A 12,182-nucleotide genomic window follows, 5' to 3' on the forward strand; every position below is an offset into this window, starting at 1 on the left:
CAAATTTAACATACCTTCAGAATAAACGATAAGGACAATCAATTAAGCTGAAATGGAATTGATTTTGATTTCAGTGTAGTGCTGTCTGTGGCCTCTCATTTTCCGGTAGCCTTTGCGCCGTTTGTATTTGAATACAAGCTGTTTTTTGCTCCGGCCCTGTTCCACGATAAACGCTTTGACACTTGCATTCTCGACTTGGGGCGCGCCTAACGTTACGGTCTCACCATCGGAATATAAAAGGACATCATTAAATTCAATTTCCGATCCTTCGCTACCCTCAAGCTTTTCAACTTTTAAAACCTGATCTTCATGGATCTTGTATTGTTTGCCCCCGGTTCTGATCACTGCATACATGGGTTTATCTCCTTACAAATCTGACATCATATATCGGGTACTTAAAAAAACTCTGCATGCTATAACTATTTGCCTGTATTGTCAATAATTTTATATCTTTTGCTACGCCTTTTTAACAACAGAGCATTTAAGATACATGGCACCAAATCCTGGGATCTTACAGGAAATATCATGGCCATTTACCGGGTCATTGAGGAGTTTGATATTTTTAACTTTGGTGCCCAATTTCATTGTATCCTTTCCTGCCTTAAGATCTTTGACGGTGGTCACCGTATCGCCATCCTGCAACGGATTGCCATTGACATCAAGGAATCGTGATACATCTGCCGAGGGGGTATCCGGCGCCTGATCCGGGGTCCATTCATGAGTACATTCAGGGCATATCCACAACATGCCATCTGGATAGGCATAAGGTGAATTACATTTGGGGCATACATTTTCTTCAACTGACATAGCAAAATTCCTGGTAATTAGTATTCATTGAATTTTTATTTTAGGGTCATGTAGATATTATTGTTTCCATGGCCTTTGGTGCTTGAATTGGCAGCCCTTAATGGTATTTAATCAATAAACGATAATGTTGATAAAATACTAAAAAGGTGCCGACAATGATTGAAGATACATTTAATGATAACTTTTCTCAAGAGTTGTATAGGCTTTGTTTTAAAAAAAACGTGAGAAAAATTGGCATCCTTCATATGATCCCAAAAGTACTTTACACTTTTTGAATGGAGGTTCCCGAAAAATGGGGGTCGGCATCTGGAAAGTGCAAAGCGGGAAATGAAGGATGCCGGAGTTGATTTTGATGTCTGAATTTTGGGCCACCTTTCGTTTTCAGATGAGGTTGGGGTCTTGAATTGTAAATTTTTCTTGATTAAAAAGTAATAATTGAAGGCCTAACCTCTTTTTTCTGCAATTCTCTATTTTTGAGATAATCCAAATATACAGCTTTCCCCACCGCAAAAGAATATTGGAAAATTTGGGCTCAAATGATAAGAAGGTTATTCATCCATTGCCTTAATATAATAGGGGAAAATCTTTCAGGAGGAAAATATGAGCCGCTTATTGCCCTTTTTTTTGATTCTTTTTCTTGTCCTTGGAGGCTGCGCTTCCGACCAGCAAAAAGCCGAGACCTTTATCCGGGAAGGAAAAGCGTATTTTGAAAAGCAGGAATATGCCAAGGCTGAGATTCAGCTGAAAAATGCAATCAAGCTGGAACCGGAATCCACAGAGGCACACCACCTCCTGGCCCAAGCCTATCTGCAGCAGAAAAACACCCAGAAAGCCTTTACCACATTTTTGCGACTGGAGCAGCTGGAACCGGATAATCTTGAAACCAAACGCCGGCTGGCCTCGTTTTATGTTCTGGCCCAAAAATGGCTTGAGGCGGAAAAAAAAGTGGAACAGGTCCTTGCTGTGGACCCGGATAACATCCAGGGGCTTTATCTGAAAGCCGGAATTCTGGGCAGCAAAAAAGAGGGACTTGATACCCTGGAACCCATCTATGACCGGATTCTTGCGCTGGATGCCAACCAGATTAAAGCCATGCTGGTCCTTGGACGCATCTACCAGACCCAGGGGAAGTTCGACAAGGCTGAATCCATCTTGAAAAGCGCTGTTCAAACGGCCCCGGATGACCTGACGGTTAACCAGGCATTATTCATGTATTACCTTGGCCACAAATTTGATGACAAAGCCCGGGCTGTTCTGGAAGCCTTGGTTCGGCGCAAACCGGAAGACGTTCAACCCAGGATCATGCTGGCCACCTTCCATGCCGGGCGTAATGAAAACAGCCTGGCCGAAGCGTCCTTTTTAAAGGCTGTTGAACTGGCTCCGGACAATCCGCTGCCCCATATGCTCATTGCCCGGTTCTACAATGCCAATGAACAGTTTGACAAGGCAGAACGTTTTATCAAAAAAGCCCTGGCCATCCATCCGGACGATGCCGGTTTAAAAACTGTGTATGCGGATTTTTATTTTCATAACAAGGCGTATAAAAAAGCTGAAGAAATCGTCGATGAGGTATTATCGGTACGCCCCGACTTTCCCCAGGCCAAGGTCCTCAAAGGAAAACTGCTGATATTGCGGAAAGAACTGGATCAGGCCGGGCAGATTTTCCTCTCTCTATTAGAAGAGGAGCCTGAATCCGCCCAGTACAATTTTCTAATGGGATCTGTCCTGCTGGAAAGCGGAAAACCAGACCAGGCCATGGGTTATCTTGCCAAAACCCTGGAAAAGGACCCTCGTCACCTCAAGGCCAGGATCACAATGGCAGATATCTATTTCAAACAGGCCGATTATTTTCTGGCCGAGTCTGAAACCAGCAAGGCATTAAACTTAAGTCCTAAAAACTATAACGCCCTTTTACTTCAGGGAAATATTTACGCTGCCCGGCAGGAACTAAAAAAAGCCCGGGCTGTTTATGAGGCGTTGATCCAGAGCCACCCTGAAAATCCGGCGGCCCTGTTCCGGCTGGGCAATCTTTATATAATGGATAAAAAACCGGACAAGGCCCTGGAAGTCTATGACAAGGCTTTGGCCCTCAACCCGAACCTCATGGATGTCTTTATCAACCTCATCCGGCTATACAGTGCCAAAAAAGAATACCAGGTCGCCCTTGACAGGTGCGACGCCCATCTGGCGTCCATGGAAAACGCCTCTCCCATTGTGGTCTCCATTATCCAAGAACTCAGGGGAAATCTTTACATGGCCCTTGGAGAGACGGAGGCCGCAAAAAAAGCCTTTGAGCTGTCCATTGAGAATAATCCCAAATTTATTCAGCCCTATCTTTCCCTGGCCAAAATTTTTCGTTCTCAAAAAAATAATGACAAAGAGCTGGAGATGTATCAAGATCTGCTGGTCGAGCGGCCGGACCAGGCCGGCCCCCATTACTATCTCGCGACCTTTTACGAAAAATATGGGGAAGACGATCTGGCAGAATCGCACTACCAGAAAGTCCTGGAACTTAACCCGGACCATATTCCAGCCATGAACAACCTGGCCTATTTTCTGGCCGAGCGGAACAAGGAGATGAACAAGGCCCTGGATCTGGCCAGAAAGGCCAGGGAACTTGGCGGGGAAAATCCTGCCATCATGGATACCCTGGGCTGGATTTATTATAAAAAAGAACTCTATGATTCCGCCATTCAAGAGTTCTCCAACTGCATTGAAAAAGAGCCTGAAAACCCTATGTTTAACTACCATCTTGGCCTGGCTTGCAACAAGCAATGGGATTATATTAATGCTCAGAAATACCTGAAAAAGGCGCTTGAACTGGATAAGGATTTTAAAGGGGCGGATGAGGCCAGGAAGATCCTTGAACAGATTTGAGGCGGTCTGGGTTTACGTTTGAGGACGCCGTTTTTTTTAAAGAATCTGCACCTGGCTATTTTACCCGGTCAGGGCTTTGAGGCGGCCGGGTTTGGGTGGAAACTCCCAGAATCCGTTAATGCCATAAGTCTTTAACATTAATGCCAAATGGCTTTTGTCCAGATGCTGCTGCAGGGAACTTATCATGAGGGGAACCTCTTCTGCCGGATAAAGTTCTCTGATTTCAACAGCAAGATCTGTGATCCGCATCTGTCTGACAAAAAAATCGGTTATGATGCCGGCCGGCTTTTCACTTACAATGAATTCGAATGCCTCCTGGGGGGCCGAAAAGGTTCGGGCGCAGAATCCGCACCCGTGAATGAGTTTGGAAACGACGTCCGTATAGGGTGCTGATTGATGAATCACCACAACCACCGGTTGGTCTGCCCTGCTTCGACTTTCCCTGATCCGGGCCAATTTTTTGGCGGTTGCGGTTTGTTTGCGGTTTTCAAGAATGCTGATCCAGGTGTCAATGGCCCTGAGCGGCGCAGACGATTCCAGATAGTTTGAACTGATATATGAAAATGTGTCCGAGGCCATCAATGCGTCTATGAGCCGGGACGCGCATGTATCCAGAATAGTCGTGGTCAGCGTTTCACCTGCCGTGGTGCCGGATTCAATTTTTTTTCTGATTTCGGCAACCACATAATCCGAACAATGTGTGTCCAGGGCCCTGATGGCGGCCATGCTCACAAAAACAGCCGGATCTGTGACTGCTTTTACAATGGGGGCTGTGGATTCAAGTCCAGGGTAATGTGACAGGGCCGTATACAAAGAAAAGCGGATCGAATTTTTAAGATCTTTTTTTTCGGTGAGTGTCAAAAGGTCACCCAGCGATTCCCGGGGAATGGTTCTGCCGATAAGTATCAATAGATTCTCCAGCAAATCAGGTGTCTGGGTGTTCAGGTTGTCATGCAGGGCCTCTGCCACTTCGGGGCTTTTGTCACTAAAATAATCAAAGGCGTTGAACCGGTCTTCAATATGTGGTGAAGCCAGCAGCCGAACATTATTTTTATAAGGATCCTGATGAGACGTTGCCGGGTGTGACGTTGTCGGGTGGGGCGGTGCGGATTCGATCGGTACCGGTTTAGGCGTTATCGGCTGCGATGGTCCAGATCTGGACGGTTTAGGGCTTTTCCGGGACGGATGGATAGATATGGCTTTCCGTTTACCCTTTAAAAAGGCCAGGGCATCCAGGACATCCAAATCACATTTGTCGGTTTTTGCAATCTGTTCCAACCGCTGCACAGCCTTGTTCGTGCCGATACGTTCCATGGCGGTGACCGCTTCTTTACGCAGTTCAAGATCATTGTAAAAAACAAATTCCGCCAGATCATCAACGAAAAATTCCATACCAAGTCGGCCGGCGGCCCGGAAGATCTCCTTGAGCAGATCCGTGTCGGTCTCCTTGCTCAGGATATGCTTGATTAAATGGATGATAGGCCCGGGACGCTCCGGGTTGGTGTGGTTAATCAGGATCAGGGAAAATTTAAAATTAATGTGTGCCCGGTCCAGGGTGAGTTGATACAGGCGTGGGCGAAGGGGATGGGTGGGCCCCATGGTATTCATAAGAAAAAATAAAATATCATAGGCAATCGTATCCGGCGCCAGGGCAAGCTGTTCAATCATAGCCTGCTGCTGCGCTTCATCAAGGTTTAAAATCGGTGACAGGGTATTTGAATTTATCTCCCCTGTTTTGATCATTCTTTTAAATTCTGTAATAAATGAGGCCATCTGTTTTTCTTATGAATCATATCCGTTAGGGTTTTTCTGCTGCCAGCGCCATGCATCTTTACACATGTCTTCAATGTCCAGGGCGGCTTTCCAGCCAAGTTCGCGCTCGGCTTTAGACGGGTCTGCCCAGCAGGCGGCGATGTCGCCGGGTCTGCGGGGGCCTATTTCGTAGGGGATATTGTGTCCGCAAGCCTTTTCAAACCCTTTGATCATCTCAATTACCGAATACCCCCGGCCGGTGCCGAGGTTGTAAATGTCTACGCCCGGGGATTCCATGAGCCTTTGAAGACAGCTGATATGTCCCTTGGCAAGGTCGGTGACATGGATGAAATCCCGGACCCCGGTGCCGTCCGGGGTGTCATAATCATTGCCGAAAACATTGACCCGGGGCAACTGCCCTATGGCCACCCGGGCCACATAAGGCATCAGATTATTGGGAATATCCCTGGGATCTTCGCCGATCTCTCCGGATGGATGCGCTCCCACCGGGTTGAAATATCGCAGCAGGGTAATGTGCCATTTGGGGTCGGCGGTGTAAAGATCGGACAGGATTTCTTCAATCATCAGTTTGGTTCGGCCGTAGGGGTTGGTTACGGACAGAGGAAAATCTTCGGTGATGGGCAAACTGGCCGGATTGCCGTACACCGTGGCGGATGATGAAAATACAATGGCGGTAACCCCTGATTTTTCCATGGCGGCAATCAGGTTCAGGGTACCGGTGATATTGTTGTGGTAATAGCGCAGGGGCTGTGAAACCGATTCTCCCACAGCTTTAAGCCCTGCAAAGTGAATCACGGCCTCAATATCTTTATGGGCGTTGAACACCGCATGGGTGCCGGCATCATCCAGCAAATCCGTTTGGAAAAACGCAAGGTCTTTTCGCGTAATGTTTCTAATCCGGTCAAGGGCCCTGGCTGACGAGTTGACAAGATTGTCCAGTACGACCACGTCGTGGCCCTGGTTCAGCAGTTCGACGCAGGTATGGCTGCCGATATATCCGGCACCGCCGGTGACAAGAATTTTCATTTAAATTCCTTGTAAGGTTTGAAAGTTATCTCTTTTTTCCACGCCACCTTGTTGAATAATTCAGAACATATTTTACATGTTTTGCACATTTTTGTACAGGCGGTAAGGGTGTTAAAAAACCGGCTTCCCAGGCGAGAATTATCTATGTGCCATTGCCGGGCAAGTGTTTCCGGTGTATCCATCAGGTCAAGAAGATTGCCGTTAAAATTTTCCTGGATATAGGCACTGATGCACCTTTTTAAAAACTGAACGCCCCGGGTACGGCCGCAAAGCTTTATCCCGTCGGCAACGCCTTGATAATGGTGAATGTCTTCGGGCCGGATGAAAGGGGATTTCAGAAACGCCTGGGGGTGAACGTCAAAATAGGCCTGGCACCCTATATTCTGATTCATTTGAAATGTGCTTTCCCGGACAAGTCCGGTATTGGAAAGGGCAATATGGGCATCATGGCTGAGCTTGAACGGACATTGATAAATGCAGCCTTCATTGGCCAGCAGTTCAATGCGTATGTCCGGATCGTACCCTTTGACTGCCTTAGACAGGGCAGCCAGTTTTTCAAGGTTTCTGTTTAAAGCGCGGTCAGGCACAATGCGCGCCGGCTTTTTAAACCGGGACAGGGCAAGCAGATCAAAAAAAGAGAAAAATTTTTCAGGGCTGTCCAGCATGGCGTTTATTCCCGGTACCGCTTCAAGACGAGGGACAATTTCATGCCCTGTCTGGTCAAGGGCGCGCAAAAGATACATATCTGAAAGCACAATACCTTTTATCCCGACACTATTGTCAAGGTGTGCAATATCATCGAGTATGCCGGACAACGTGGTGTTATCCGTATATACATCGGGGGGGATGAAGCGGGTGTTCATTAAGATATATTTGTCAATTGCCTTCAAAGCGGACAGGGTGTTGCATAGATCCCGGGTCTGTGATGCAAGGTTATCAGCAATTCGTACCCTGGCATCGGTTACAGGTCCTGAAGGCAATGGAAAATATATGGATGAAAGGTTTGATGCGTGCCTCGTGAGAAACCGGGCATAGCCTTTGTCCGGAATAAAGGGGACAGACAGTTTCATAAAATGCGGCAAGGAACCCCCTGAGTCTTTAGCTCAGGGGAGGAATTGCCGCCCTCCTTATAATAATTTAGTAGTCCAGGTAGCGGACCTTAGCACGTCGTATTGTAGGAATAGCCGTCAGATGCGTGAAGCAGCCTGCAGTATTTCCAGCTAATGCCCTGTACTGTTTTGTCCACTGTTTTAATGTTAAACGATCCGCTTTTTCTGACAGCGACACGTCCGATGTACGTTCCAACCTTTTTGCCGGAAGTGACAACCGCCTTGACGATGTCGCCCGTCTGAAATCCTTTGACTTTTTTCTCAGTTGACTTTGCTGTTGTCCGGGGGAATCCGAACTTGTTTACCCTGCACATCTGCCTTGAACCATGACCGTCTGCCTTTACAATCAACACGGCCTTATCGATCTGAAACATCTTTTCCGGTGTGCTTTTCCCAACACAGGCGGCATCGAGCCAATGCGTTTTGTAAAGTCCCCTGGTCGTCCGGTTGAATTTTGTCAGACCGCCGGAGCCTGTTTCAACCGGCAGTCCGGTTTTTTTCAAGGTACGGAACAAGTCCCATCGGGTCGTGTTGACGGCGCCCGCATCCTTGAGCGGCACTTTGGACTGCTTTTGAATTCGCTTCAACAGTCCCGGTTTCCTTGAAAGGAACTCTTCTAGGGGCTTGTTCCCCTTCTTCCTGTTGCACGCCGTACAGGCCAGTGTCAGATTGCTGACTCTGTTGGAACCGCCTTTCGATCTCGGTACGATATGTTCAATCTCCAATGGGATATCTGTTTTTCCGCAATAGGCACACGTTCTGTCCCATTTTTCCAGAAGGTATTCCCGTACCTCATACCCCATGAGTTCCCCCTGCTGATACGCGACACCGGATATTTCGGGATTCTGTATTTTCTGCATGTCAAACCGAACCAACTCCATTGAAATTGCCTGAATATTGCAAAACCGGCACAAGCGGTTGACCCAGGTTTCGATATTGTGAACCCGGCTTTTTAATGAAGGCGGCAGCCATCCTTTCGCCCTGGTCCGGTTATCAAAGCGCGGTTTTCGGTATCGCGTTTTCCGGTTTCTCCGGGATCTTCTAATGGCTCGTCTTGATTCCAGATTATTTTTGATCTGCCAGCCTCGATGTCTCAGTTCCATGGCAAAAACAATCTCTCCGGTATCGTCGTTAATCACGGCAATTCCGGTCTCTCTACTGCCCGGATCAATCTTGATCCGCAATGGGTTTGATGCCACGTCCAAAACGGTCTCTTTCAAAATGATTGTGAAGGGGAACTGTCTGAAAACTGAGGCTTTCCCTTCTGTTAAAAGCAGTCTTGCTTTTGCCGGATGTACCGGATTCTGAGGCTTTTTGTTTGTATCCAGAACAAATACACTCAATTTTAAAATCCTCTTGTTTCCAAGGTAATGTTTGCCTCGTCAATGTTATGATCGGGTTTGGCGCAAGCAGCACCGGCTTAACCCCTTAAACCTGTTTAACCACTTGCCGTAGAACCTGGAGCTGGCGAGCACCCCAGGGTACCTGTTTCCGATCTAACGTAGTACTCGAAGCACTTAGACTGGTCAACTTTGGGGCTTTTTCAAGCCCCTCGGTCTTTAGCCGAGGGGTAGTTGACTGGTTCTTGCAATATCTTTATTTGATGCCCCCACCGCCTTAATAACAGCATAAAACCTTTTCCCGGATTCAAAGGGAAGATCATTGGAAGAGCGATCCAGAGTCAGGCTTTTTCCGGCGGTCCGGTAAACATGCGAATACTTGCCGGATTGCTCCCCCAGCAGAATTTTAAACAACGTAATGTCAGGGTTATGACTTTCCCATTTCAAGGTAAGTTTCCCATCGGCAAAAGAAGCCTGGAAAATATCCGGCGGAACGGGCGGCTGGGATTTTTTCGAAGGCCGTTCCCTGAGAGTGAACGCTATTGCAGGGGTTGAATGCATTAAAAGATCGTTTTTGAGCCGGTCGGTCATTTTTCCCTGGTCAAAAAAACCGAGCATTATGGAGAAATTTGCATTCTCGCCGTTAAAGGTTGGTGCAGCGCTGTGAAATTGCTTTCCGGAGATCACTGTGGCCTTAAATCCCTGACGGTTTCCCCAGGTGGGGTGGTCGTATTGCCTGCCGTAGTAAGTTCCGAAAGGGTTGATTTTGGCGCTGAACAATTTTTGTTTTCTGTCATACCTGATTTTTACCGGGGCAAACGCAAAATTTGAGGCCACAGTTTTGTCCATACCTACTGCCAGTCCCTTTTTTCCGGAAACCAGTGCGATATAACCATCCGTAATATGGTTATTCACGTTTGTATCTCCTTAAGGTTACCCAAATGATCAAACTCAACCGATATGATTCGGTTGGTCAGGCATGCCCCTTCATTTGTGACCCGCGACACAGGTTTGTATGTTTTTGTCTTTGGCTTCGGGCCATGGCAGAGTAAATAAAGACCGTCCGGCAGGGGCGCGGGACCGGTGATGTAAAACCGGGAACGACCTGCAGGCCGGGGCAATGCAATCAAGGGGACGGGTGGTGTATGAAGACCTTTTAAATAATATCCATGCGTCGGCGGTATATCTTCCAAGACCGGCAGATTGATAAACCGGGACCCCGTGATTCCCTTTGGTTTGTCAGGTGTGACAATCAGCAGAGTATCCACCCATTTCAGGCCGCTGTCTTGAATGTCTTTTGTTGAAACTTGCTTCAGCCTGGTCTGAATATATGGTTGAAGGACTTGATTTATTCGTTGTTCCAATTCATTCAGATCCGCCAGGATTCGTTGCATGGCCGTTTCCCGCTCGGGCACAATAAACGGGGTCGCCATACCAAAATGTGTTGTGGACAAGGCCTTTAGCCGGGTGAGATAGGCTGCGTCAAGCAAAGGAGAGAGGCGTTGAACCAAATATGGGTCGTTGAAACGGGCAAACAGGGCCTGAACGACCTGATTGAACCTGCGGGCCATGGCAATCCGGGTCCAGTCGTCTGTGGTTTGCTTTTTTTCGGCCCAGGAGCTGTAACCGTCAAAACTGCCATCCGCCGTGTCCTGCTGAAATTTGACAACGCCTGCCGGGCCATGGTCTGCCAGGTAATCTTTCAAGGTTGTAAACGTCACATAGTCAAGATCGCTTATTTTTTGAATCAGCTTTTCCAGGCCGTCGGTATTTGGCAGGAGGTCCACGGGCCAGTTACAGTCGATTCCTTTCCAGAAATCCGAATCCGCATCAAAGTTGATAAATAACAGCACATCCCGTTGAATCTGCCCGCGTTCCTGACGGCGGTGAAGATCTTGGACCCATTTGCGCAGGCTGACATTTTCCACAAGGTCACCAACATTATATGTTGGCATCACCAGGATCTCTTCCCCGGTTCGGTCATTCATGTAGGTCAGTGGATTATGGGCTTCCTCCCTTGTCAGCTGCTTTGAGAATACCCGGAAAGCATCAAAAGGGACTGCACTGTAATAAAGGGCCACCGCCTCTACACCCAACGCTTTGTAGATAGCGAAGTTACCGGGGGTGGTCATCATTTCCTGGGGGCGGACCACAGGGGTGTATTCCGTAAATAAGTCTTTTACCCCGCTTCCCCAGCGATTGCTGATTGACCATGACACCGCATCGGTCAATTCCCTGCGGTTCATTGCAGAGACCAAGCCATTGTTATAGGACATTAACAGGACTTCATCCCTACCGGTTGCAACGCGCTGTCGGATATCCGGGATGATATCCGGGGCATATTTCGGAAGCAGCTGTTCGAGAGAAAAATGATTGTCAAAATCCCAACTGGCCCGAACCGGTATGCCTTGGTCGTTGGCCCGGTTCAGGGTTTGGATAATATGTCGGATATTGGCGATGTCTTTACCGAAACCGTTGTCATCATTGGTATCCCCACGAAAGGAATGGTATAAATTGACATGAAATCCAAATGCCACACACACCTTTAATTTGTTTTCAGCGGCTTGAACATTTTGGTTGTTTAGTGATGGAGACCAACACAGGATAAGACTGGAGAAAATCAAAGCGAACAAGAGAAAACCGCGGTTTTTTTTAGATGGTATTCTCAATTGGGTCACCTTTTAACAAATTTATAACGCAATTATTATATAAATATAACAATTTAGGCCAGAATAACAATCAAAATATAAAAAAGTCCCCTTTCTTATTCATTTGTTGTCCCGGTAACATTTAATCATTTCAGGGATATCCTCGCTTCAAAACTCACAACTTTATATTGACACACAATAATGCATGGTTAAACTTAAAATTAATCCCGGGTGAAAGCCTGGAATCCATACACTGAATAAAAGGAGTTTTTAATGATTGAACTTACAGATGCTGCAAAAACGCAGATCGACAATTATTTCCAGGGGAATGAACCCAGCCCCATCCGGATTTTTCTTAACTCAGGCGGCTGAGCGGGTCCGTCTCTAGCAATGGCTCTGGATGAGCCTAAAGACAGCGACGATCTTTTTGATGTTAAAGGTCATAAATTTGTGGTGGACAAGGTGTTCATGGAAAAAGCACAAACGATTAAGATTGATTTCAACGGTATGGGGTTTAGCCTTGATTCGAGCATTGAGCTGGGACAGGGCGGCAACTGCGGGGGGTGTTCAGGCGGAACCTGCGGTTAGATTAGATTAGCCTA

The 12,182-nt window shown here is 47.3% G+C and carries 10 protein-coding genes; 2 read left to right on the top strand and 8 right to left on the bottom strand.

The window, feature by feature from the left end; all coding sequences use genetic code 11:
• Positions 1–42: 42 nt before the first annotated feature.
• Together rplU and HXW94_RS05300 are read right to left on the bottom strand one after the other, a co-directional pair.
• Positions 43–354, bottom strand: coding sequence for a 50S ribosomal protein L21 (gene rplU, locus HXW94_RS05295; protein WP_178365856.1), 312 nt, complete (start codon positions 352–354; stop codon positions 43–45).
• A 102-nt stretch (positions 355–456) separates the two neighbouring features.
• On the bottom strand, positions 457–807 hold the full coding sequence (locus HXW94_RS05300) for a zinc ribbon domain-containing protein YjdM (RefSeq protein ID WP_178365857.1): 351 nt from the start codon (positions 805–807) through the stop codon (positions 457–459).
• 600 nt (positions 808–1,407) lie between these two features.
• Between HXW94_RS05300 and HXW94_RS05305 the strand changes: the two genes are divergently transcribed.
• Positions 1,408–3,684 (top strand): tetratricopeptide repeat protein, encoded by a 2,277-nt coding sequence (locus HXW94_RS05305; protein ID WP_178365858.1) that lies wholly within the window; start codon positions 1,408–1,410, stop codon positions 3,682–3,684.
• A gap of 60 nt (positions 3,685–3,744) precedes the next feature.
• On the opposite strand, the gene HXW94_RS05310 is transcribed toward HXW94_RS05305, so the two are convergent.
• From HXW94_RS05310 to HXW94_RS05335, 6 genes are all read right to left on the bottom strand, one after another.
• Positions 3,745–5,457 carry a HEAT repeat domain-containing protein gene (locus HXW94_RS05310; protein ID WP_178365859.1) on the bottom strand — a complete coding sequence of 571 codons (1,713 nt, stop codon included), beginning with the start codon at positions 5,455–5,457 and terminating at the stop codon, positions 3,745–3,747.
• A gap of 9 nt (positions 5,458–5,466) precedes the next feature.
• Positions 5,467–6,483 carry a UDP-glucose 4-epimerase GalE gene (galE, locus tag HXW94_RS05315; protein WP_178365860.1) on the bottom strand — a complete coding sequence of 339 codons (1,017 nt, stop codon included), beginning with the start codon at positions 6,481–6,483 and terminating at the stop codon, positions 5,467–5,469.
• Positions 6,480–7,565 (bottom strand): hypothetical protein, encoded by a 1,086-nt coding sequence (locus HXW94_RS05320; RefSeq protein WP_178365861.1) that lies wholly within the window; start codon positions 7,563–7,565, stop codon positions 6,480–6,482. Before HXW94_RS05320 ends, galE begins: the two co-directional genes overlap by 4 nt.
• A 77-nt stretch (positions 7,566–7,642) precedes the next feature.
• Positions 7,643–8,935, bottom strand: a complete 1,293-nt coding sequence (iscB, locus tag HXW94_RS05325; protein WP_178365862.1) for an RNA-guided endonuclease IscB — start codon at positions 8,933–8,935, stop codon at positions 7,643–7,645.
• Between the two features lie 216 nt (positions 8,936–9,151).
• Entirely contained in the window at positions 9,152–9,847 is a 696-nt protein-coding gene (locus tag HXW94_RS05330) for a hypothetical protein (protein ID WP_178365863.1), read from the bottom strand.
• Positions 9,844–11,469, bottom strand: a complete 1,626-nt coding sequence (locus tag HXW94_RS05335) for a polysaccharide deacetylase family protein (protein WP_178365864.1) — start codon at positions 11,467–11,469, stop codon at positions 9,844–9,846. The genes HXW94_RS05330 and HXW94_RS05335 overlap by 4 nt, the downstream gene beginning before the upstream one ends.
• A gap of 501 nt (positions 11,470–11,970) precedes the next feature.
• Here HXW94_RS05335 and HXW94_RS20620 point away from each other — a divergent pair.
• Positions 11,971–12,168: a hypothetical protein gene (locus tag HXW94_RS20620; protein ID WP_178365865.1), complete on the top strand. Its 198-nt coding sequence runs from the start codon at positions 11,971–11,973 to the stop codon at positions 12,166–12,168.
• Positions 12,169–12,182: the final 14 nt, after the last annotated feature.

The organism is Desulfobacter latus, from assembly GCF_013389365.1.
GTDB lineage: Bacteria > Desulfobacterota > Desulfobacteria > Desulfobacterales > Desulfobacteraceae > Desulfobacter > Desulfobacter latus.